18 protein-coding genes, 1 tRNA gene and 1 pseudogene are annotated in these 23,188 nt (G+C 37.6%); 12 read left to right on the plus strand and 8 right to left on the minus strand.

The features are described from left to right. Positions 1 to 325: 325 nt before the first annotated feature. Entirely contained in the window at positions 326 to 1,600 is a 1,275-nt protein-coding gene (locus EAE92_RS08060) for a bifunctional O-acetylhomoserine aminocarboxypropyltransferase/cysteine synthase (RefSeq protein ID WP_214067711.1), read from the minus strand. Positions 1,601 to 2,184: 584 nt separating this feature from the next. Here EAE92_RS08060 and EAE92_RS08065 point away from each other — a divergent pair. From EAE92_RS08065 to EAE92_RS08085, 5 genes are all read left to right on the plus strand, one after another. Beyond that, complete coding sequence (locus EAE92_RS08065) at positions 2,185 to 3,546, plus strand: MATE family efflux transporter (protein WP_214067712.1); 1,362 nt, start codon at positions 2,185 to 2,187, stop codon at positions 3,544 to 3,546. A 764-nt stretch (positions 3,547 to 4,310) separates the two neighbouring features. Beyond that, on the plus strand, positions 4,311 to 5,057 hold the full coding sequence (locus EAE92_RS08070) for a Slam-dependent surface lipoprotein (protein WP_110091393.1): 747 nt from the start codon (positions 4,311 to 4,313) through the stop codon (positions 5,055 to 5,057). 92 nt (positions 5,058 to 5,149) lie between these two features. Next, the gene (locus EAE92_RS08075; protein WP_246545088.1) at positions 5,150 to 6,640 is read left to right on the plus strand and encodes a surface lipoprotein assembly modifier; all 1,491 of its coding nucleotides are present in this window, start codon (positions 5,150 to 5,152) and stop codon (positions 6,638 to 6,640) included. Between the two features lie 52 nt (positions 6,641 to 6,692). Next, positions 6,693 to 9,707 (plus strand): TonB-dependent receptor domain-containing protein, encoded by a 3,015-nt coding sequence (locus EAE92_RS08080; protein WP_214067713.1) that lies wholly within the window; start codon positions 6,693 to 6,695, stop codon positions 9,705 to 9,707. Between the two features lie 81 nt (positions 9,708 to 9,788). Then, positions 9,789 to 10,601: an energy transducer TonB gene (locus EAE92_RS08085; protein WP_214067714.1), complete on the plus strand. Its 813-nt coding sequence runs from the start codon at positions 9,789 to 9,791 to the stop codon at positions 10,599 to 10,601. A gap of 70 nt (positions 10,602 to 10,671) precedes the next feature. Here EAE92_RS08085 and EAE92_RS08090 read toward each other — a convergent pair whose 3' ends face one another. Continuing rightward, on the minus strand, positions 10,672 to 11,127 hold the full coding sequence (locus EAE92_RS08090; protein WP_105396826.1) for an acetyltransferase: 456 nt from the start codon (positions 11,125 to 11,127) through the stop codon (positions 10,672 to 10,674). Positions 11,128 to 11,554: 427 nt separating this feature from the next. Between EAE92_RS08090 and EAE92_RS08095 the strand changes: the two genes are divergently transcribed. Beyond that, on the plus strand, positions 11,555 to 13,459 hold the full coding sequence (locus EAE92_RS08095) for an autotransporter outer membrane beta-barrel domain-containing protein (RefSeq protein WP_214067715.1): 1,905 nt from the start codon (positions 11,555 to 11,557) through the stop codon (positions 13,457 to 13,459). A 126-nt stretch (positions 13,460 to 13,585) separates the two neighbouring features. Here EAE92_RS08095 and EAE92_RS08100 read toward each other — a convergent pair whose 3' ends face one another. Both EAE92_RS08100 and EAE92_RS08105 read right to left on the minus strand, forming a co-directional pair. Further along, positions 13,586 to 14,041: a GNAT family N-acetyltransferase gene (locus EAE92_RS08100; protein WP_036810591.1), complete on the minus strand. Its 456-nt coding sequence runs from the start codon at positions 14,039 to 14,041 to the stop codon at positions 13,586 to 13,588. A gap of 205 nt (positions 14,042 to 14,246) precedes the next feature. After that, a complete protein-coding gene (locus EAE92_RS08105) occupies positions 14,247 to 14,522 on the minus strand; it encodes a FaeA/PapI family transcriptional regulator (RefSeq protein WP_065389050.1) in 276 nt (91 codons plus the stop codon). A gap of 1,773 nt (positions 14,523 to 16,295) precedes the next feature. On the opposite strand from EAE92_RS08105, the gene EAE92_RS08110 reads away from it, so the two are divergent. The 5 genes from EAE92_RS08110 (at position 16,296) to EAE92_RS08130 (ending at position 20,085) form a co-directional block, all read left to right on the plus strand. Continuing rightward, on the plus strand, positions 16,296 to 16,784 hold the full coding sequence (locus EAE92_RS08110) for a bactofilin family protein (protein ID WP_229001700.1): 489 nt from the start codon (positions 16,296 to 16,298) through the stop codon (positions 16,782 to 16,784). Between the two features lie 174 nt (positions 16,785 to 16,958). Next, a complete protein-coding gene (locus tag EAE92_RS08115; RefSeq protein WP_214067716.1) occupies positions 16,959 to 17,495 on the plus strand; it encodes a GNAT family N-acetyltransferase in 537 nt (178 codons plus the stop codon). 79 nt (positions 17,496 to 17,574) lie between these two features. After that, the gene (locus EAE92_RS08120) at positions 17,575 to 18,063 is read left to right on the plus strand and encodes a YhfG family protein (protein WP_214067717.1); all 489 of its coding nucleotides are present in this window, start codon (positions 17,575 to 17,577) and stop codon (positions 18,061 to 18,063) included. Positions 18,064 to 18,065: 2 nt separating this feature from the next. After that, positions 18,066 to 18,653, plus strand: coding sequence for a putative adenosine monophosphate-protein transferase Fic (locus tag EAE92_RS08125; RefSeq protein WP_214067718.1), 588 nt, complete (start codon positions 18,066 to 18,068; stop codon positions 18,651 to 18,653). Positions 18,654 to 19,797: 1,144 nt separating this feature from the next. Then, positions 19,798 to 20,085, plus strand: coding sequence for a gp53-like domain-containing protein (locus tag EAE92_RS08130; RefSeq protein WP_214067719.1), 288 nt, complete (start codon positions 19,798 to 19,800; stop codon positions 20,083 to 20,085). A 222-nt stretch (positions 20,086 to 20,307) separates the two neighbouring features. On the opposite strand, the gene EAE92_RS08135 is transcribed toward EAE92_RS08130, so the two are convergent. Continuing rightward, the gene (locus EAE92_RS08135; RefSeq protein WP_214067720.1) at positions 20,308 to 20,562 is read right to left on the minus strand and encodes a YceK/YidQ family lipoprotein; all 255 of its coding nucleotides are present in this window, start codon (positions 20,560 to 20,562) and stop codon (positions 20,308 to 20,310) included. 440 nt (positions 20,563 to 21,002) lie between these two features. Beyond that, a complete protein-coding gene (locus EAE92_RS08140; protein WP_214067721.1) occupies positions 21,003 to 21,497 on the minus strand; it encodes a DUF2938 domain-containing protein in 495 nt (164 codons plus the stop codon). A gap of 74 nt (positions 21,498 to 21,571) precedes the next feature. Between EAE92_RS08140 and EAE92_RS08145 the strand changes: the two genes are divergently transcribed. Beyond that, a complete protein-coding gene (locus tag EAE92_RS08145; protein WP_214067791.1) occupies positions 21,572 to 21,985 on the plus strand; it encodes a helix-turn-helix domain-containing protein in 414 nt (137 codons plus the stop codon). Positions 21,986 to 22,200: 215 nt separating this feature from the next. On the opposite strand, the gene EAE92_RS08150 is transcribed toward EAE92_RS08145, so the two are convergent. Both EAE92_RS08150 and EAE92_RS08155 read right to left on the minus strand, forming a co-directional pair. Next, positions 22,201 to 22,303, minus strand: a tRNA-OTHER gene (locus EAE92_RS08150). A 2-nt stretch (positions 22,304 to 22,305) separates the two neighbouring features. After that, a pseudogene (locus EAE92_RS08155) lies at positions 22,306 to 23,118 on the minus strand (site-specific integrase); the annotation flags it as partial. Between the last annotated feature and the right edge of the window lie 70 nt (positions 23,119 to 23,188).

Raw genomic sequence — 23,188 nt, forward strand, 5'->3', positions numbered from 1 at the left:
GAGTTACCGATTTAATTTATTACCCCTATGCTTTTCGTTTTAGTCATTCAATATGGTTTTAATATTGATTAATAAAAATGAAAGGTAATTAAAGTCGACAACATGGATTAGGAAAAAATAATTGAGATAGGTAGAAAAGAACAGAGAGGATCGATGAATAAGACCCCGTTCGTGAGAACGGGGTATATACCCGTCATCTTTCAAGTTGCCTCTTTGTTGGCTGCACTCACTCACCCCGGTCACATAGTTTTCTATGCTCCCGGGGATTCGCTCCCTTGCCGTCGCGATGCATCTTGAAATCCATAGGGTATATGACAACTTTAAATTATTTCGATGCATCCAGAGCTTGGGCAAGATCAGCAATAATATCGTCGATATGTTCAATGCCGATAGATAAGCGAATCATATCCTGTGATATGCCAGCTTTAATTAACTCCTCATCATTTAATTGGCTATGGGTTGTTGACGCTGGATGACAGGCGAGTGATTTAGCGTCGCCAATATTAACCAGCCGCACAATCAATTTTAGTGCGTCAATAAATCGCGCGCCGGATTGTTGCCCGCCTTTAATACCAAAAGAGAGGAGCGCTGATGGCTTCCCATTCACATACTGTTGAGCCAGTTCATGTTCTGGATGGTTTGGCAACCCGGCATATTTCACCCAACTAACTTGAGGATGATCTTGCAGATAATGGGCGACTCTCAGCGCATTTTCAGTATGACGTTCCATTCTTAATGCCAGTGTTTCCAATCCTTGCAAAATAAGGAAAGCATTAAAAGGCGACAATGCAGCGCCCATATTACGTAGCGGAACCACACGGCAATGCCCGATAAATGCCGCTTTACCGAATTGCTCGGTATAAATGACGTTATGATAGGAGGGATCTGGGGTAGTCAATACAGCAAACCGTTGCTTATATTTTTTCCAGGGGAAATTGCCGGAGTCCACAATGATACCGCCAATAGAGTTACCATGCCCTCCCATATACTTGGTTAAAGAGTGAATAACGATATCAGCGCCATGCTCGAAGGGGCGACAAAGCACAGGCGTGGCGACGGTATTATCAACAATTAAAGGGACGCCATGACGATGAGCGACTTCGGCAAATTTTTTCAGATCAACAATATTACCGGCCGGGTTACTAATAGATTCACAAAATACCGCCTTGGTACGATCATCAATCAGTGACTCCAGTGCTGCAATATCATCGTGTTCAGCAAACCGTGTCTCAATCCCGAATCGCGGCAATGTGTGAGCTAGCAGGTTATGAGTGCCGCCATATAACTTAGCAACAGATATAATGTTATCTCCAGCGCTGGCAATGGATTGAATCGCACAGGTGACAGCCGCCATGCCAGATGCAACCGCTAAAGCAGCGATGCCTCCTTCAAGTAGAGCAACCCGTTTTTCTAATACATCATTAGTTGGGTTCATAATGCGGGAATAGATGTTGCCTTCAACCTTTAAATCAAATAGGTCGGCGCCGTGTTGGGTATCGTCAAACGCATAGGATGTCGTTTGATAGATAGGAACGGCAACGGCTTTGGTTGTTGGATCAGGGGAATATCCGCCGTGGATAGCAAGAGTTTCTGGTTTCATTTTCGATCTCTTTTTTTACGGTAAGATGACATATATCTTTGATAAATAGGTGTAAGCGGCTTTTGTTAAAATCATAGCCTTACTTACTATTGTTCATAAGGAATTGTTCATAAGGAATTGCTCACAAAGAACTTGATTTATATCTCTTTTTGATTAATGAACTGTTAGAATAGATATCTGTATAGACATGATATTTCCGCTAATTATTTATTAATTAAAGAAACAATTTGAAAAAGTTACTAATTATCTACTTTAGCTATGCTGGTCTCTTTATTTTTTAATAATGTGGATGTTATCACAAAATACTTCAATAATTTCAGCCAAGTAACATTAACTATTAAAATATAAAATTGAAACAAAATACTTAAATAAATATTCAATCTTTTATAAAGATCACAAAAATTTCTGTGAAATAGTTAGTTTTCGTTAGATTGCTTTAATTTATTTATTCGCTGTTGCCTGAGCGAAAATAGAAGGTATACTCGTAATTCTAATTTTTTCAGACTTTTTTAAATGATTTTGGTCGTAATTTATTGTTAGTATGATCAATTATTGGAACTAACCAATAAATTAATGGGATTCTTATGGCTAAGTTTTCAAACCGGCGGGAGTTAAAACAACTTTTATTTTTCTCTTTCCCTATCATTGTTAGTCAGATAGCACGTACAGCAATGAGTTTTGTTGATATTGTGATGTCTGGTCACTATGCTACGGCTGATTTAGCAGCAGTAACATTAGGAAGTAGTATTTGGTTTCCTATATTTGTATTAGGGTATGGGACGATTATCATGCTGGCGGCAGATGTCGCAAAGCAGAAAGCTGAACATGATGACGAAGGGATTAAAGACAGTCTTAAAAATTACTTGTTTCTGGCGGTGATACTTTCGATACCAATAATTCTTTTATTAATGTTAGTTAGTTGGCTACTTTCGTTCATAGGTATCGATGAGCATATTTTAGACATTACACAGGGCTATGTTATCGCTCTGGCGTGTGGTGTTCCTAGTGTTATGATATTTAATGTTTTTCGTTCATTTCTACAAGGATTGGAAGACACAAAAATCGCCATGTATTTGTCTGCGGGTTCCTTATTATTGAATATACCATTAAATTACATATTTATTTATGGAAAACTAGGTCTGCCAGAAATGGGAGGCATTGGCGCGGGTATTACAACTGCAATTATTAATAATCTAATTGCTGTATTCTTGATTATCTATTTCTTGCTAAAGAAAGAATATCGTCGATATAGGCCAGATTTTAGTTTGCCGAAATATCATGCTTTGATTAGGACTTTTTATATTGGTATGCCAAGTGGATTGGCTCTTTTTGTTGAAATGGTTTTTTTAGATGTAATTGCGATAACCGCTGCTCCTTTAGGTGCTCAAGTCATTGCTGCGCATAATATTATGCTTAATATTACCTCTATCATCTATACCATAACTGGGGGGATTGCGGCCGCTGTGACTGTAAAAGTCGGTTCCTATATTGGGAAGAGAGATAGAACAGCATTAACAGGGACTATAAAGATCTCAATTGCTTTAATTTTATCTATTTCCGCAGTTATTGGCGTTTTAATCTATTATTTCGCCGGTTCATTTATTTCACTCTATACTAACGACAACGGCGTCATAATAATTGCGCTTAACATAATCTTCCTATTATGCCTGTTCCAATTCTTTGACTCTTGTCAGGCGGCTTTATCCGGTATTTTACGGGGCTTTCATGATACCCGATCGGTATTTTACGCGCCGTTATTCGGTTATTGGCTAGTTGGTTTGCCATTAGGGTTTGTTTTGGCTTTGACAGACTGGGTAACCGAGAGTATGGGAATTATAGGGTTTTGGTATGGATTGGTTTTGGGTCTCTTTGTGAATGCTATTTTGCTGTTTGCCATATTAAAGGTTAGACAGAGAGGAATGATTTCTCAGTTAATTTCGCATTAGCCTAAGAGCTATTATATCTACATGAATTCCCTGTCGAAAGGTAGGGGATTTTTCTGAATTTATTTAAATAACTTAATTCAACTCTTTAATCTTAGAGCTAAAAGAGTATCAATTTTGTTATTTAATTATTTATTTTATAAAAAATTACAGTGAATGAAAATTTACTCTCTAAAACTGTGGTTGTTTTATTTGTCATCAATGGGAAATTATATTTAGTTATAATTTAAGTCATGTTAGTAATATTTTTGTTTTAGTGAATTTAGTAATTGATATATTAGTGATCATTCTCGGAATAAATATATTTATATCTGGGGAGATAATTTTTCTATTTAAATCATTTAGATGAAATATATATTTTTGATTTTTATTTCTTATTGTCAAATATTTCTTAATTAATGTGAAATAGCTAATTTGACGCCATATAGTAACAATTTAAATAATAACTATTAAATTAATTTTTTATTGAAATAATTTCTTATTCATCTATCTGTGTGTATTGATATTTTTACACTCATTATTGGGTGATTCATCTAAGATTATATCCATTATTTTATTAAGGTTATGGTAAATATTTATTTAATAATTAAATAGTTATCTATATTAATTGCCATTCTATACAAATAGATACAATTGTTTTATGATAATGATTATCATTTCATTTTTTATTAAAAGTACGTTAGTATGCGCGCCAGTCTTCGGACGGTACTAAAACTATGTAATAAGCAATACTCTAACATTTAATTAGTTAACATAAGGAATATGCTATGAACAAAGTTAAAGTGTTAATTGCAGTATTAGGTACATGTGGGTTAGTAACACAGGCAATGGCTGATCCAGGTTTTGGGCAAACTCAAAAGTTTGATGCGAATAAACCTAGCATTAATATAGGTGTGACTAAACAGGGTGGGTCTGGTCATGGAAGCCCTGGGGGGGAACCGGGAGTTGGGGTACATTCCATTGCTGGTGGTCAAATTGTTAGCTTTTCAGGGCTTACCCGTTATGCCGCAGCGGATGCGAATGGAATTCACAAAATTTCTATGCCGGGATCGGGCAGCCACAGCGGGATGGGGGTATTTAATTTTAGTAAAGTGGCTAATGCTGATGTCTATTTTGGTGAATGGTCACAAACCGGCAAGGTGAATGATACTACTCATACCGCCTACTATTCCGGTAAAGATGTGACCACTAATTTGCCTACTGGTGGTATTGCAACTTATACGGTTAAAGGAATTAACCAATATAGTGGCAGCAATGCTCTACATGGAACATTTACTGCTGATTTCGGTCAGAAAAGGCTTACTGGTTCAATAGCAAATAGCGCATTGACTGTCGGTATTAATTCTATTATTAAAGCTGATGGTTCATTTGTGGGTAGTGCGACTGCTGGAGGGGCTGTTGGTAGAAATAGCGGGCATTTCTTTGGTGATAATGCCGCTAGTTTAGCAGGAACTGCTACGTTTACTTCGGACCATAGTAAAGACACCGCCTTTGGCGGAACTAAGAACCCATAATATGCGTTCTTAGTGACTGGATAAGACAAAGTTCATATTGGCTTTGTCTTATTTTTGTTTATTTTTGGCTCGACAATTAAGCAGTGATATTAATGATGCTAAATACCCCAATTGTTCGTTTTACTTTACTCATTAGCTGTTTGTTTATAAATCCATCTCTAGTGTTGGCAGATGAAGATACCGGTAGAAGATTGTGGCATAACGTACAGCGAAATTTGCAAGATCAAGAAAAAGCGCTGGTTACAGATGAAACTGTAAATAAAAAGACAGATCATTTATCGATAGTACTTAATGGTCAAACGTTTAGTGTTGAAAATAATGTGAATGATATCGGCCAGGCGCTTTATTTAGCCATTAATCATCAACAAGTGAAGGATGTCGAGCGTTTTTTGTTGATATATCAGAAGCTACTTGGACATGATACCCAATTGGTCCATTTTGCTCAGGCAAATCTGGCGCGTTCTCAGGGTGACTTGGCAGCAGCAGAACAGCATTATCAGGCTATCTTGCAGCAACAACCTGATTTTACCCGGGCTAAATTAGAGTTAGCCAGGGTCTATTATGAGAATCAAAAAAATAGAGAAGCCAGTTTACTATTTAATGAAATTTCAGTGGCTAGTCGCGATAATGAAAATAAATTACCACCGGCAGTCATTAAGAATATAACTAATTATCAGGAGGCGATTAATTTGCGCAATTCTTGGCGTGGATCTTTTTCCGTGGGATATATCTTTAACGATAACACGAATATGTCGCCAGATAAGCCTCCTGCTTGTACTGAATATCATAAAGATGTTGGTTGTATAACTGAACGTAGGTTGCCTATGGCAAAGAAGGCAAACGGTATTAGTTATGATGCTACGTTACGTAAGATATATCCACTAAGTGGTCATCATGGTATTTTTTTACGTTCGATGACTTATGGAGAAAGCTATCGTCATCACAGTGAGGAGAATGAAAATACTACTTCTACTTATTTAGGTTATAGCTATAAAGCACAAAAAGATGATTTCCTAATGGGGCCAGTCGTTGAGTTTAATTATGTTGGTAATAATTCCCGTTATCGTACTACGGGAGTGAAAACCGAATGGATGCATATTCTATCTAAAAATCTGGCATTAAATTTGGAAGGTGAATATAAGCAGTTTCGTTATCATAAACTTTATAATCATAATGACGGTAATATGACTTCTGTTTATACTACCTTATCTTATTATTTAACTGATCAAACCATTACCTTTGCGGGTGGTGATTGGGTTAATAAAACCAGTGTTGAAAAAGTGGATGATTATCAGCAAAAAGGCGTGCGAGCAGGCATTTCTACTCAATTGTATCCGGGAATTAATGCAGTAGTATTTACTGCATTGCGCCAGCGGCAATTTGGTGATTACAGTGTACCTTTAAATGCGCGTCGTAAAGATAATGAACAATTCTATGCGGCAATTGTGAGTATGCCTAAATTTGAGATTTTTGGTTTAACCCCAGTAATTACTTATCGATTTAGAAAAAATAGTAGTAATGTTGATTGGCTCTATTCCTATAATAAGAATGAAGTGTTAGTCAAGTTTGAAAAGTATTTTTGATACTGGTTGAAGTAACAAGTTATTTCAATCCACACTATGGCAGATAATGATTATGTATAAATTAAATAATAAATATAGCAAAATAACATTCATGCTGGCATTGGCCTACAGTATGATGCCCTATCGTTCTGATGCAGAAACATTAATAACCCCGGCTCAGTCATCTAAACAGCCTGCTGAAAATAAGGCTGACCTTGGTAAAATTAACGTTTCAGCGACCAGTGAAAAAGATGAGGCAGGTTATGATGCGGTTTATGATAAAGATATTACCAATATTTACTTGGGTAAGGATTTGGTAGAACGTTATAAGGGTGCTTCACCGGCGGATGTTTTAAAAAGCGCAGTCGGCGTATTTAGTGGTGATTCGCGAAACAGTGGTGCATTAGATCCTAATATTCGTGGCATTCAAGGGCAGGGACGGGTTCCTGTTACCATTGATGGTACTGAGCAGGCAATTACCACTTGGCGTGGTTATAACGGTGCGAATAATCGTAACTATATTGATCCTAACCTGATCAGCAGCATTGAGATAGAAAAAGGCCCATCACTGACACGTGGAGTAAAAGGTTCGATCGGTGGGGCGGTAATGATCAAAACTTTGGGTATTGATGATGTGGTACCAATAGATGAACGATTTGGTATTAACTTGAAATTGGAAACCAGCAGTAATGCTGTTAAGGAACGAGTACCGCATCTGGTATTAGGGCAAGATTATCGGGATATTCCCGGTTTTAATCAGGGATTTAATTATGTTGATCCTGCGTTAGAAATTACGCCGAAAACTTCAAAAGATAATAAATTATTGGGCCTGAAAGATAATGCGATACGTCTGGCGCTAGGTACCCGGCAGGAATATTTTGATTTAATGGCAGCTTATAGTTACCGCAGTAAAGGAAACTATTTTGCCGGCAAGGGTGGTGCTCATCGTTATGATGATCCCATTAGTAAAGAGGATATAGAGATCCTTGATGGCGGTACCCGGTCATATGATCCTTATCTGCCTTTTGTGGCACGTATATATCGCCCTGGAAATGAAGTGCCTAATACCTCCAGTGAAATGGAATCTTGGTTGCTTAAAAATAACTGGTATCTGGCTAATCAACAGACGATTGGGTTTGGTATCCGTGATACTAAAACGATTTACGGGGAGATTATGCCTTCGCGGATTGGTTGGGTTCGTGCTAAAGATAATGTTGTACCGCAGTGGCCGTTGGCGAATGTACATCAGCAGGCATTTAATCTGGATTATAAGTGGAAACCTGATGGAAATAAGTGGGTTGATTTTGATATGAAATTTTGGATTACCCGTACTATCAGCGATACCAATACTGCCGGGGGATATCCACGTGAACCGCGAGAACGAGATGAAGTATGGGATGTGAATAAGGATGTGAATAATAAGCAAAGAGATCCAAATAAAGATGGTCGTCTGGTAGATACTGCTTCTACCAATGCTCATAATAACCGTTGGGGTGTTGATCTTTCTAATGCTTTCGAATTGACCTCAAGTTTAGATTTAACCTTGTCAGCTAGCCTACAACAGGAACGTTTAGGTTCCCATGATGATTATAAAGGGAAGAATTTTTCTAATTTTCGATCGCCACCAAGAAAAGGACGCCGCCAAGAGAATAATATTGCTTTTAATTTTGATTGGCGGCCTACTTCATGGTTGGCATTAAGTGCCGGCGCTAGACGGGTAAGTTATTGGTCTAAGGATGATTTTTTAAATGAACGTTTGGCTGCCCGTGATATTGGTTATAGTAAGCATGAAAAATTAGTTGGTAAGGGGTTGCAATATATGAGAACACTTACTGAGCGGGAAGCTATATTGTATAAGAAATATAGCAGTTGCATTGATGATTGTTTCGATGATTTAGATGAATTTTTCGAATATGAAGAAAAGAAGATTACAGAATTAAAAGAACGGGATTCAATTCTTCGTCCTATGGTGCCGGTAGATGTGCTTTGGAAATATCATGACGATGGTAAGTTATATAAACAAGATAATCCCTATTTTAATGGGAAACTTGATATGAACGAACGTGTTATTGATCCCGTGACGAATAAAGAAGTGTATAAATATGAATACAGTACTGCTCAACAGAATAGCCGTTATATTGATGACTCTGGAGAAATACTAAATAACAGTGATAAGGGCGTTTATAAAGCGAAAAGTGAACAGGAGCGCTGGTCTAAACAACCTAAACGTAAAGATCATGCCTGGGCGCCGGTATTTTCCGCAACGGCTTATATCTCTGATCATGCACGTATCTATACCCGTTATGCTGAAGCAGTACGTATGCCAAGTATTTTTGAGGATACCGTTGGCTTTTCTTCCGGTTTGACTGATAAGCCTACACGTGCTTTTAAACCTGAACGTAGTAAAACAGTGGAAGTGGGTTATGTGCATGATTTAAGTCAGTTATTGGGTGCGGAGCGTAATGCGGATATTAGATTCGCTTATTACAATACCATTATTGAGCATGTTTTTGATCGTGACAGTAACTTTGTATTTACTCAGTTAGATAAACAGAAATTATCCGGTTTAGAACTACAAGGACGTTATGATAACGGTAGTTTCTTTACCCATTTTGGCCTATCTTATAATCTTAAGAATAAAGTTTGCGATAAAACCGAATCGCTGATGTTAGATCCAAGAAACCAATTTGGTGTTCCTGAATGTATTGATGGCGGTTTTCCCGGTGGTTATTTAAGGACAACTATTCCACCGCGTTATTCTCTTAATCTGAATATTGGTGGTAGGTTATTGGATGAAAATTTAGAAATTGGCAGCCGAGTGTTATACCACAGTAGCGTGGAGAATAAGGATGAAAAATGGTTAATGAAGAAATTACCCGGTGCTTATAAAGGGATAAATAATAATCCGATGCACTGGAATTCAGTGATGACTATAGATGCTTATATTAATTATCAGGTTACGCCAGATGTGGTTGTCGAATTATCCGGCACCAACTTAACCGATCGCTATTATCTGGACCCGTTAACACGTTCCATGATGCCAGCGCCTGGGCGGACGTTTAAGCTTAGTGTCACCAGTCGGTTCTGACTCTTTAAGAGAGATTCGCCAGTTGTCATTAGGAGCGCTGGCAATCTCCATAGATAACGAACGGAAAGATGGCTTGAAGTTATGATGAAAAATCGTTTTTATATTGGCTTGTTTGCTTCCTTACTGTTACACGTGGGTATTGTTGGGCTTATGGCGCGGCATTTACTGCATGATGACAGTACGAATAATCAATCAGTGAATTCGCCAATAATCAGTATGTCGATAGAAATGGTTGCTTCGGCAGCACCGGCCGGACAGGAACAACCTGTAGAACCGGAACCTATTCCGCCCCCGTTACCGCCAGAGATAGAGGTAGCGGAATCGCCACATGAGGCAAAAATAGTACTCAATAAGCCAGCGGATAAGCCACGGAAACAGGAACGCCCAGAAAAACGTACGGATGCTAAACCGAAGAGCAAGCCTCAGCCACAGAAGGAACCGGTAGAAGATCCTCAACCAAAACTGGCAGAGCGTGGGCGTAAACAGGGAGCAGAGCAAAATCAGCCAGAGCAAACGGAAGGCAGCGCTCAATTAGCAGGGAGAGATGCTGCGGATTCACAAGCTGGCGCCCGTCAGGCGACGACCAGTCAACCAATGACTGGAGTGGGAGCTGATGAGTTACAAAGCTATCAGGCTGCCCTGCGTCGTGAAATTGAAAAACATAAACGCTATCCGCGTCGGGCTAAGAAGATGAAGCAGCAAGGGATAGTTCAGGTCAGGTTTAGCTTGCTGGATAGCGGCGATTTGACGAATCACCAATTAGTGCAGAGCTCAGGCGCTGATGAATTGGATCGGGCTGCCCTTACGGCGATCCAACAAGCTCGGTCGGTAGGGCTGAAACCGGCCGGTTTGCCAAGGGAGCTGACTTTAGCGATAGAGTTTAATTTGAAATAAATATAGGTTTGGGCAGCGAAGAGATTGTCGCTGCCTCGATAATAGTAACGTTATGTGGGGAAAGTGTGAGTTAGGTGGCTTCGGCGTTCGGCCGTTCAATTCGCATATGTAATAACGGAAATGGATTACCTTGACCGTCAATTTCTGAGCGGTTGAAAACTTCAAACCCCAAGTGCTGATAGAACCCCACTCCTTGAGTATTTTGTTCATTAACATCAAGTTCATTGATACCTAATTCGCTAATAGCAAAATTCAGCAACGCTTTGCCGATGCCTTTACCTCGGGAATCCGGGGATATGAATAGCATTTCAACTCGATGCTGATCAACACTAATAAAACCCTCAATTTCGTGTTTGTCATTTATCGCTTTATAAACAGTCAGCGCCGGTAAATAAGTATGCAGAATTAATGGGCGCAATTCATTAATCTGTTCGCCAGATAAAAAGTCATGTGTTGCTCGTACCGAGGCTTCCCAGATTTCGATCAGCTTATTGAAATCGGCCTTTATTGCTTGCTGAATTCTCATATTCATTCTTCTTAATATTTTACTTTGCTAAACCGATGATGAATTAACACTATCACGTTTATTGTGATGGATCGATTCAGATATTAATTAGATTTAGCCATTATTCTTATCAGAATCTTCTTCTGTCTGTTTTGTGATCTATTTCATGAAACAAAGGAGAGAATTCAATCTATTTGGTCTAATATTACTTCTTATAGATAGTTGAATTTTAACCGATTTGATTAATTGAACAATCAAGCAGCACTACACTTTAAAATCTAAAAAAATAATGCGGGATTCTCTCTGTTACTAACTATAATGAGGTATTGGCTAATCAAAAAAGGAATTGCGTCATATCTCATTAACGTAGTTTCTATTTGGATTGATCATTTCAGTTGAACGGCTAGTTCAATGATAAATATAAAATAACTTCTTGAGGATCATATTAATGAAAAGGGCATTTATATTTACACCAGGCATGTTAGCACTTTCGATAAGTGCAATTTCGAATGCACACACTTATGACCATCTATATGTTTTTGGTGATAGCTTGAGTGACAGTGGAAATGGAGGTCGATATACGACCGATGGTACAACCAGTGAGTTGTATAACGATCTTGTTGCTCAACATTTAGGGACTAAACTGACCAATTCTAATAGTGGAGGGAATAATTACGCAGTAGGTGGAGCGACCGCTATTCCTAATTCTGGAAATAAAGATAACACTACTCAGGAGCAGGTAGGCCGTTATTTGGCAAGTCATGGTAATCGTGCTGATCCTAATGGCATGTATGTTCATTGGGTTGGTGGTAATGATATTGAGGCGGCATTGAGAGATCCAGGTAACGCACAAAAAATGATTGAGGATAGTGCGAAAGCCGCTGCATCCCAAGTACATATGCTTCTCGATAAGGGGGCTGGATTAGTGATCGTGCCTACGGTTCCTGATGTTGGTATGACGCCGAAGATTTTGGAGCTTGTTATCTCTAAAGGAGCCACTTCTGAACAGATGAATGAAATTCATGCGATAGTTAACGGATATACCACAATTGATAGAGATACTCGCCTTCAAATTATCGACGGTATTTTTAAAAAGATGGCGTCAATAGTTTCGAAGGACGATGCCAAAAAAGCTGAGGATAGTTATAAGCAATTAAGTAGCAACGCTTCAGCATTGGTTGACAGCTACAATAAATTAGAAGATATCGCACTGAGTCAGGATGGCGGCAATATTGTTCGGGTTGATGTTAATGCACTTTTGCATGAAGTCATTGACAATCCTTTACGCTACGGTTTTTCCAATACTGTAGGTTATGCCTGTGCTCAGGGTATTGAAGCTAAATCCTGTCATGCCAATGATACCGGTTTTAATGCCAGTCAAATCTTTTTATTTGCTGATAATTTTCATCCGACTCCAACCGCGCAACGTATGGTTGGTCAGTACACTATTTCAATCCTTAATGCTCCACATCAGGTTATGTCACTGACGAATACCAACAATGTGCCGGTGAAAGGAGCGCTTGCCTCTCTTGACAACCGTTTGCAACAGCTACGCAGCGTGGGTAACGAGCAGGATAAAATAGGCGTATTCGGTGGTTATAGCGGTAATCACAACAGCACATTGACACTGGGTAGTGACTATCAACTCACGGATAATATTCTGTTAGGGGGAATGATCTCGCGTTATCAGGATAAGCGCTCAGTTAATCATTTCCGCGCTGATGGTCGTGGTTATGTATTCACCACTTATGGTTTATGGCGTTACTACGATAAAGGTTGGATTAGCGGCGATCTTCACTATTTGGACATGAAATATGAGGATATTACGCGCGGTATCGTGCTCAATGGGTGGTTGAGCAAGGAGCATGCTTCGACTACCGGTCATCAGTGGGGAGGGCGCATTACAGCGGGTTGGGATATTCCGCTGACATCTACGGTTATGACCAGCCCGATTATCCAGTACGCTTGGGATAAGAGTTATGTTAAAGGTTATCGTGAATCGGGTAATAGCAGCACGGCTATGAATTTCGGTGATCAACGTTACGATTCTCAGGTCGGAACATTAGGCTGGCGTCTGGACACCAATTTGGGTCGTTTTAACCCCTATGCTGAGGCTCGATTTAACCACCAATTTGGCGATAAGCGCTATCAGATTAGTAGTGCCATTAACTCAACTCAGACATCTTTCGTTAGTAAAAGCCAAAAGCAGGACACCAACTGGCGTGAATATGTTATCGGTATGAATGCTGCTATTACAAAAGATTGGGGCGCTTTTGCGTCAATATCCCGCAATGATGGTGACGTTCAGAATCACACTTATGCTTTCAGCTTAGGTGTTAATGCCAGCTTCTAATTTCTGGTTAAAAGATACAAGTTGATAAAACAGTAGCTTCCTGTTTATCGCAATAGTGTGGCTATTGTCGTAGTAATGCCCGACTACCTTGTCGGGCATTTTTCATGACTAATTGATATGGTTGCTTTATCTCTTAGATTGCTTATAAATATCTGGTCGAACAAGTTGCCAAACAAAGTTTTCTTCGTTTACCGGGGAATAACCCATTTTTTCATATAGCCACGGCGCCATAGAAGTGACCAGCATAATATGACGAAGTTGTGCTATTTGGGGATGTTCCAGGCAACATGTCATTAGCCAACGTCCTAATCCCAATCCGCGATAATCATCCAAAACAAAAACATCAATAAGATAACCAAAGGTTGTGAAGTCAGTCACGATACGAGCAAATCCTATTTGCTGAGTATTTTTATACAGACCAAAGTTCAAGCTATTTTCGATCGACAACTTAACCGTCTCCTTGTCGATTCCTTCTGCCCAAATCGATTTCGTCAGAAACCGCTGTATGATCGTAATATCTAATTTATTCTTATCTGTAGAGACAACATATCCATCCTTTTCCCAACGATGCAATTTTTCCATTCTGACTTCCTCTGAAATAAAATGATAATAATTGATTATGATATCTCTGCGCTTGAATGCGTTGTTGAGACTTTTGTAATGGGAAGAATACAGTGATTTGAATGAATAACACCATAGGGCCGTATGTTGTCTTATCAAGTTTTCGACTATATAAACAGGCCCTACTGTACAGAACAGACATCCATTTCTTCAGATTTGCTTGATATTAGATAGACTTAATTTTGTCTTCCGGTATATACCATCGGAGAGAATTCTTAATGGGAGACGGAGTGACCATAACTAATCCTTTGTTAGCCAGTTTCAATAACAGATAACGCGCCTTGTAGATGGTGAAATCGCATTGTTCTGCTACATCACGTGTGCTAGGCCATGATTCTGGTGGGGGAGCCGCTTGCATTTTCCGAATAGTGCATAATTCGGATATGACATTGAGTACTTGATCCGTCTGGGAAGGTTGAGTCGAATCTTTCCGGTTTTCCATTATTAACTCCAGGCTTTATTGAACCCAGTTGGATATCTTGAGCAATTCGGATAATCCAACGGTTAATTTCAACACATGAGGGCAATCTGAATGTTCTATTCAGACATAAAGAATTGCCGGGTATCTCCTGTTTTGTCAAGGTTGGTTTTTGTACGATGCAGATCGATTATATCGAAAAATTGAAATTTTAGATCTTTTAATTTGAAAAACAAACCACATAAAGTATTTTATACTTATATAGATATAATTTGCGACACTATAGATCGCAAATGATCGTATTGAAATGTTATCTAAGTGTTTTGTTGTGAAATTATTTGAATTTGTATTTTTTGTTTTTATTAATTGAATTATTCTGTAATACTTGAAAGGTCGATAGGGTCATTGTTAATGTATAAATGTTTTTTATGATTTATTCCTTGCATCAAATTTTTTCTAATTTTCACAGGATTAAAATAGGATAGGATTGACAATGAAGTTATTTATTTAAAATATGTTTTTGTTTTATGCTGACATTAATCATTATTAGATAATCGTAATAATTGGAAATGAAACTGAATAAAATTATAATAGCGACCATATTAATATTGGGTATTGTGTCTATTATAAATAAAGCCGATCGAAGTTATATCACAGTGACCTTTAATGGCACTATTATTGCTGTGCCTTATTTTACTGATCAGGATCTTCTTGGTAAGACTATCAACCCGGGGGGAGTTTCCAACGTGATATTGAAAAAGGCGAGGGCTTCAACTCACAATAATCTTGAGAACCGTTTGGTAAATTGCAGATTACAGCCAGTAGTTCATCAGTTATTATCCCGGGCAACATTGAAAATATTGCTGGCTTTACCTTGGGTGACTAACAAGACTGATAAATCTCCGAAATTGTATCAGCGGAAGAAACTTTATATATTCAGATTAATGATAAATTTTACTTTTTAATAACTATTTATTACGAGACAAGTGAATCCTAATTATTTTCAATAAAATTTTGGCGTTTAGGTTATTCCTACTATATAATTCCTCATTCATTATATCTCCCAATATTGAATTATTTTCATATCAATCTTATCTCTTTTTTATATTAACCATTTTTTATAGTGATTTAATTTAGATGAAGAATTTAGGATTATTGCGCCAATCTATAATTCATCTTATAAACTTGTAATGGAATCATTTATTCATAAGAATGATTAATTTATCGGATATTAGTTGTTTTTTTCATGCAATAATATTGATGTTATTAATAAATCAATTTGTTTGTATAAATAAGTAAAATGCTTGTTAGATAAATAGTCAGTAGATATTAATGGAGAAAGATTCTTATAATACATAATTTGTAAATAAAATTAAACATTAATAAGGTGACTTTATTGTTGATTTATGTTAACAATTATAGGAATAAGGTTTCTATTTTAATGTTAATTTTTCCTTGTTAATTGTTATCGAAGAATGAAAATATAGGCTTTAACCGTTTAATAACGTTGTAAATACCTGCTTTCCTTTAGTATTGATTGTTATCTGTTCTGTTAAAATAGTGATTTTGGTTTTGTATTTTCTAACGAAAAAAGCATGAAAAATAACAAAAACGTGAACAAACATGGCAAAACATCGTTTTTCGGACAACATTTTTTTGAGCTGTATATGGATCATGTGGAGCATTGCTCTGGGATTCTATCTGGCTGGTAATCTTTTGGGCTGTGCAGTGACAGCGATTCTCTCTTTTTTGGCGCTAATATTTTGCTTTATTCACATGAGGTCGAGATTAAAAACTATGTTTGGAAAAAAATCAGAGGCAGCGGCTGTTGAACCCATGTCTCAATTTGTTGATGATAAAAAGAACGCCAGTGCGGAAGCTCGTCGTTGTACTATTGTTGCTAAAAGCTCGGTATTTAAGGGTGATATTGATGTAGAAGGTGATATACAGATCTGGGGCAAAGTGATTGGCAATATCCGAGTGAAAGAGGGTGCGATCCGTATTATGCACGCTGGACGGGTTGAAGGTGAACTTAGCGCGCCGGAAATCATTATTGATGGTAATGTTGAAGGGACTTGTTGTGCAGCGACGTTGGATATTCTTGAACATGGTGAGCTGCGTGGGATCAGTCGTTGCAGCAGTATGTCTATCAAGCGTGGAGGCTTGTTTTTTGGACAATCGGAACAGGTTGAAAACAAAACTGCGTCTGAACGTGTTGTACCGATGATAAAAGATACCAATAATGATAAATCTAAAGATAAGGCCACGGTAAAAACAAGTGCCTGATAAGACAGGCCCGTGTGATATCTGATTCAGATCCTGCCGGCACGGGCCTTTCCTTTTAGTTTTGTTTACTATAACAATCTACCTATTTAACTGTTTTAATTACTCTGATTAAAGTATGTGGTTTGTCGCATGGTAGGTATCCTGTTTGTTAATTAATATTGGGAAGAAAAGAATATGCCTGTGGTGTTGGAAACAGATAGATTAATCATGCGAGCATGGAAAGAAGAAGACAGATTACCATTTTGCCATTTGAATAGTAATGCAGAAGTCATGGAATATTTTCCTGCCGCTTTGACGGCGGAACAGAGTAATACGATGGTGGATTCGATTATCCAGAAATTTGAGCAACAGGGAGGTTGGGGATTATGGGCTGTGGAGCTGAAAGAAACCGGGAATTTTATTGGTTTTGTAGGTTTGAATATTCCTGTGGCGGAATTACCATTTTCACCTTGTATTGAAATTGGATGGCGTCTTGACAAACCATTTTGGGGTAAAGGTTATGCTAGCGAAGCCGCACGTAAAGCTTTGGATTTTGCTTTCACTCAATTAAAACTTGAGGAAATAGTTGCATTTACGGCAATTTCTAATTTGCGATCTCAAAAAGTTATGGAGCGGCTTGGTATGGTGAAAGATGAAAATACTTTTTTACATCCTCTATTACCGGATGGGCACCCACTTCATGAACACGTGCTTTACCGGGTTAGTCAATAATAGCGCGATTCTCTTTTCTGGTTTTCGTTACCTTGATGTTTTATACTATCATCGCATAGATTGTATCTTGGAAATTCAAATGAAATATGAATTAGCTGTTATGGCGGCCTTGACTAAGTTAGATCATCCTAATACGCGTTCAATTGTTGAAGCGACAGGGATATCTGAACGTAAGGTACAACAGGTCTTGCAAATATTGCAACAAGACTTAGAAGTAAAAATTAACCGTATTAGGGAAGGGAAGATCAGTTATTTTGAAGTTATTTCTTGGGGAATATTTGAAAGTGGTCAGGCGATTAACTGTAAATTGAGCGATTTGGATTTAGCTAAGTTTAAATACTCCCGTCAGCAAGAGAAAGGTATTCGAAACCAAAAGAGTAGAAAAACAATAATGACAACTTATGATGAAAAAAAACATTATTTTGACAATGTAAAATTAAAAAACTATAGAGACAGTATGCGTCTTGAAGGAATGAATATTGTTATGAATAGTTTGCCTGAAACGTCGAAAGAGCAAAAAAATCTTAAAGATAAACTCATTAGAAAGTATAGTTTACAATTGAGGTAATTATGGTAGATAAATATGGAGCAGGGCAAGATCCCTACACATATCCGGGTATCGACACACTTATTAATAAATTAGGTATTCGTGATTCTGTTGTGCTTGAACAGGCAGAAAGGGAACTCACTGAACTTGCTATATTGAATATTTCATTCCAGGAACCACCTTACGATTTGGTCTTTTGGCGTCAACTCCATAAACAGATATTTTCTGATTTATATGACTGGGCTGGTCAGCTAAGGATAATTGATATATCTAAAGGGGATACCCGTTTCTGTCATGCTAAATGTATTGAGATAGAAGGGAATAGGATATTTAATATGTTAGAGAATGAAAATTATCTTGTGGGATTAAACTATAAAGAGCTTATTAAAAAGCTTGCTGAATATTATGCGGAATTAAATGTGATTCATCCTTTTAGAGAGGGAAATGGTCGAACCCAGCGGCTGTTATTTGAATATATTGTTATAAACTGTGGCTATAAAATCTCTTTTGAATCTATAAATGTTAAGCAATGGATTGACGCTAATGTTTCTGCTTATCAATGTAACTATCGGCCATTAATAAGAATTTTCGCAGATTGTGTTTCTATTTAATATTTCTTGCTATTTTATTGATTATTTATGGGTATGGCTTTAAGAAGTAATAAGCTTAAATAGGCAGAAAAATAGCTTTAATTATGGACTTATGTTGGTTGCTATTAGATTATATTTTATAAATAAATTCTCTCATTTAAAGTAGTTCCCTATAGCCTATAGATAATTTTATATTTTATTCGATTTAATAATTGTGAAAATCACTTAATTTGGATTAGATTCATTTAGTGTGCTGGACGATTAGAATAATTGAACTGTGTAAAGATATATCATTATGAATAAGAGTAATAACCACATGATAAAGTGACAAGAATAAAATTATTCCTGTCACTTTTGCTTGCTATTGGTTGATTTAAAAGCAAGCCATTGAGAAGAAAATACTATAAAGAGCTATCGGTCCGCATATTTGAGTACATTTGATCAGTGGCTTATCGCTTTGCAAACAGATAGTTGCGAATGCCGGGTTGGAGGAAAAGGAGGCAATACTTAACACTAAAAGGCAAGCTGATAACTTCTTCATCGTTGGTACCTCATCAGGGGTTTATTGGAGTCAAATAGTTTATCTGCGTTACTAATTATTGTTCAATAAAAGGTAATAAGTTCCCTTTTCGTATAATTTTTTATTGTTTTGTTGAAAATCTGTTGAAGTAACACAGGTGGGGTTGTGACAAAAGATGGGAAAATAATTGCCATTGATTAATATTAATGAATAATTTAATGCTGATTTATTGATGTTTTGTATTTAAATATATTGTTTTTATTATTTTTTTTTGCATGGTGATACATTCATTCATATTGATGCTGTGAAATTATGATAAAAATTTTTTATTTATACTATTACATCCATATTTATGTGACAGGGGGGAACGGGACATCACGCAAGGAAAACAGCAGGAAGTGGGAAGGCAGCTTCCTGATACTATTAATAAATAGCTTTGTATAATTTTTGTCTTTAAAATTATTTATTAATATTAATTACTCCGTAATGGTTAATCACTATTAGCGATAAAAATAATTCATCATGCTTTATTTAGGATCTACTATAGTTAAAGTGTATTATCAATGCATGACTTATGTAATTAAATGATTTAGTCGGTAGATCTCTTTTGAAGAAAGTATTAATTATTAACCTTAAGGAGAATCCATGATTAATATCACTGAAAATACTGCCCTAAAAGCCGTAAATGGTTGGTGGAAGTGTGGCGATACCGGAATAATTTATCAATGGGGATATAATCCGAAAGGAGGCCCTGGACAAATTACAGTAACATATCCAATCCCATTTCCTACTGCATGCTTATCTATGCAAGTTAGTGTCTATTCCAATGCGATTCCTGCGGATAACTATTCAACAGTTTATGAATTTAATTCTGCCGGTGCTATAATTGGGCGTGATAATTTAGGCTCATATTGGTTTGCAATAGGATATTAAGTAATATTTTAATACAGAGAGAATTAATATATTATAGCTTTGAAATTAAAGAGAAATTATATTGAAAGCTACTTAGTGAACTGCTCCCATAATATTCGATATCAATCTATATATCGGGAACAGTTTTTGTAGAATGTTCGTCGTAAATTAAATTAACCATTGTCTGTTATTATCCGGTTTAGCTTATTTTATCGGGTGTTGGCTAATATAATTCAGCATAGTTTAAAGGTGTGGTTTTTTGCATATTTCATCAGTATATAAACGATGAGTATCCCACGGAAGTATAAGTGTATCTGTGATTATCGAGAATGGAAGGTCTATCAGGCTTGAAAATGGGTAGCCTTCCTTAATACCTTGTATATCAAATTGAGTTGCTGGGTAGACTTTGCATTCATAGCCGTGAGTTACACGAGAGCCAAAAGTTCCACATCCTGTTAAAATAGCTGAGATTAAGACAACTCCAATAGGTTTTAGCATTGGTAATACTCCTGATATAATTGAGCCAATATATTGAATAGTAACATCCCGATTTCAAATTGAAAATACAATATTAACAGATTCATCTTGACTAGTTTGATTCATTACAGCATTGAAATATAAATATAACTAAAGTTAAAGGATAATTATTGTAAAAAGCAATTGATGATGCATTTGAATTATGTATCAATTCCATAACATTATTATTGTCATTGACGAATGGTTAAAGTATCCAGAGATGAAGCTACTATGGTTGATGTTGATAAGTTTGAGAACATTGCCTATCAATAAGATTTTTAGCTTACAATATTAATTTCCTTCCGATCCCGTTAATCCTTTTTTAGGTCGTTAACGGGGTAGCTGATTGATAATTTATTCTATTATGATTTTCATTGAAACGTCCTTTATATACATGAAAAATATAAAAACGTCAGGTGTCGTTATGATATTACCAGGTTTATAATTTTTGCTGTGAGATAAAGCCCTAACCCATAAGAAGTGTGAGTTAATAGGCTTATCGTTCGTGATTTCATGGGGACTGGGGTTTTTGACGCAGCCAGACCGAATCCAAATGCCGGCTGCATAATCAGAAATGGGATAAACAAACTTATCAAGCCAGCAAATAATCCTGTCGCTAGTGTGGGCTGATAAAACCAGCTCTGGCTAGATAAAATTAGCGGGATGAGGGCGAATAAAACACCGGTCAGATAGTGTATTACCCATCCTAAAGGTCTTTCTCCACAGATTGCGGGAGTGCTGGCTATAGTCTGGTGGAAAAATCGTTGTTTTCTCATCCATAAAAACCATCTGCCAACTAGAGCATAATCAAGAGATGGAATACCGAGCAGACGCCTTTGTATTAATGTCCAGATGTCCATACATATTGTCGCGCCGATACCAGTTATCAAGATTCGAAAAATAACGTCTGTGTTCATGTTCTATGCTCCGTCTGATCAGAGATGTTAAGCTGGCAAGCATTGTGCAACTTAAAGTTAGGTTTAAGTCAACTATGAAAGATCTTGATATTGGTTTGGTCGCTCAACTTGTTGGAATATCTCCTTCAGCATTGCGATTCTATGAGAAAAAAGGGCTGATACGTCCGATCGGACGTGTTGGTCTCAGAAGACAATACAGTCCTGATGTTCTGAATAAACTTCAACTGATTGCGCTTGGCCGATCTGCGGGATTCACGCTTGACGATATTGCAGTCATGTTTGATGCAGACGGAAAAGGAAAAGTGAACATAGACAGGGAACGGTTGCTGATTAAGGCAAGGGAGATAGATAAAACCATTCGCAAGCTCAGTTTAATACGTAATGGGTTGAAACATATCGCAAACTGTACTACCTCTGAGCATATGCAGTGCCCTGAATTTCAGAAAATCTTAGCTAAAGCCCAATTTCTGTCGCGTTTTGAAGTGTAACTCGAGGGCGTTCAGAATTCTGTGTCTCGCTATGGCTAATCTCCGTGCTTTTAGGCCCAACGAAGACATATAGAGCTTTTCGTTGGGTCTATCAATGGGCCTAAAAGGTTTGGATTTAGTTAAGGTCGCATCAGACTCTCAGGACATAAAAAAGCCCGTAACTCGTTGTGACTACGGGCTTTTCGGTCTCTTTTGGATTGCTTTATAACCAAATTTGGTGGAGCTGGCGGGAGTTGAACCCGCGTTAATTGTTTTTCATCTTATTGTTATAAATAACATTTTTATGAAATATCTGCGCTGCGTATCCTTTGCAGCTCCTTTCATGTCCCTCCACTGACCTGTTTGGACTTGTATGTGCTGCCGTCATAGTCCTTCAAATATGATCCATAATGTCTGAAAAGCATCTCTGGGCCTTTATGCCCCATTTGAGCTGCAAGCCAGAAAAGATTAACCCCTTGGCTGATGTGTTTTGTTGCAAATGTGTGCCTTGTTTGATACGGGTTTCGATACCGGATTCCGGCCTTTCTCAGTGTGGGCACCCAGGCTTTTTTACGAATTGCATCTGCGCCTGCCCAAGCCTCGCCTGTTTTAGGATCTTCAAATATCACGTTGCCTTTCATGAAAGTGAATGCCTTCTGATTTAATAGGGCCGACATAGCGTCAGTGTTCAGTTCGACTTTTCTGGTACCGGCTTTTGTCTTCGTTCCTTTTATTATTCCCACAACTTTTGCCGACTGGACATGTGCGGTTTTGCCAATAAAGTCGATATCTTGCCACCGAAGCGCGCATAACTCGGAGCTTCTAAGCCCTGTATGTATCGCAAAAAGGAATAAATTTTCCCATTGTTTTTGTTTATTGCCTGCTGCTGACAGTAATGCAGTAACCTCGTTAGGAGATAGGGGGTCAACAATATATTCGCTATCATTTTCTATTCGTTCAGTTTGATACCGTGATGCTGTGACTAAATTCACAGGATTCATACTAATCAGGCAATCAGTAACTGCTTCATCTATGGCGCTTCGTAAAAATGACAGATTGTTCCTGATTGTTTTCAGAGCAGTTGATCGTTTTTGAATCCAAGTTTTTAATATTGCTGGTGTTAACTCTATAACGGGAATTTTATGTAATTCAGAATTATCGATTCAGAAGGTGTTAAAATTAGCCGTACGGGGTTAGATCACGATGAGCGCCATATAAGAGGTG

The sequence above is a fragment of the Photorhabdus hainanensis genome (assembly GCF_018448965.1).
Taxonomy (GTDB): Bacteria; Pseudomonadota; Gammaproteobacteria; order Enterobacterales; family Enterobacteriaceae; genus Photorhabdus; species Photorhabdus akhurstii.

Coding starts and splice junctions, on each gene's coding strand:
- EAE92_RS08120 (WP_214067717.1), top strand. CDS start 17,575: ATGAAATATGAATTAGCTGTTATGGCGGCCTTGACTAAGTTAGATCAT.
- EAE92_RS08095 (WP_214067715.1), top strand. CDS start 11,555: ATGAAAAGGGCATTTATATTTACACCAGGCATGTTAGCACTTTCGATA.
- EAE92_RS08090 (WP_105396826.1), bottom strand. CDS start 11,127: ATGAGAATTCAGCAAGCAATAAAGGCCGATTTCAATAAGCTGATCGAA.
- EAE92_RS08100 (WP_036810591.1), bottom strand. CDS start 14,041: ATGGAAAAATTGCATCGTTGGGAAAAGGATGGATATGTTGTCTCTACA.
- EAE92_RS08085 (WP_214067714.1), top strand. CDS start 9,789: ATGATGAAAAATCGTTTTTATATTGGCTTGTTTGCTTCCTTACTGTTA.
- EAE92_RS08105 (WP_065389050.1), bottom strand. CDS start 14,522: ATGGAAAACCGGAAAGATTCGACTCAACCTTCCCAGACGGATCAAGTA.
- EAE92_RS08140 (WP_214067721.1), bottom strand. CDS start 21,497: ATGAACACAGACGTTATTTTTCGAATCTTGATAACTGGTATCGGCGCG.
- EAE92_RS08145 (WP_214067791.1), top strand. CDS start 21,572: ATGAAAGATCTTGATATTGGTTTGGTCGCTCAACTTGTTGGAATATCT.
- EAE92_RS08080 (WP_214067713.1), top strand. CDS start 6,693: ATGTATAAATTAAATAATAAATATAGCAAAATAACATTCATGCTGGCA.
- EAE92_RS08075 (WP_246545088.1), top strand. CDS start 5,150: ATGATGCTAAATACCCCAATTGTTCGTTTTACTTTACTCATTAGCTGT.
- EAE92_RS08130 (WP_214067719.1), top strand. CDS start 19,798: ATGATTAATATCACTGAAAATACTGCCCTAAAAGCCGTAAATGGTTGG.
- EAE92_RS08135 (WP_214067720.1), bottom strand. CDS start 20,562: ATGCTAAAACCTATTGGAGTTGTCTTAATCTCAGCTATTTTAACAGGA.
- EAE92_RS08070 (WP_110091393.1), top strand. CDS start 4,311: ATGAACAAAGTTAAAGTGTTAATTGCAGTATTAGGTACATGTGGGTTA.
- EAE92_RS08060 (WP_214067711.1), bottom strand. CDS start 1,600: ATGAAACCAGAAACTCTTGCTATCCACGGCGGATATTCCCCTGATCCA.
- EAE92_RS08125 (WP_214067718.1), top strand. CDS start 18,066: ATGGTAGATAAATATGGAGCAGGGCAAGATCCCTACACATATCCGGGT.
- EAE92_RS08115 (WP_214067716.1), top strand. CDS start 16,959: ATGCCTGTGGTGTTGGAAACAGATAGATTAATCATGCGAGCATGGAAA.
- EAE92_RS08110 (WP_229001700.1), top strand. CDS start 16,296: ATGTTTGGAAAAAAATCAGAGGCAGCGGCTGTTGAACCCATGTCTCAA.
- EAE92_RS08065 (WP_214067712.1), top strand. CDS start 2,185: ATGGCTAAGTTTTCAAACCGGCGGGAGTTAAAACAACTTTTATTTTTC.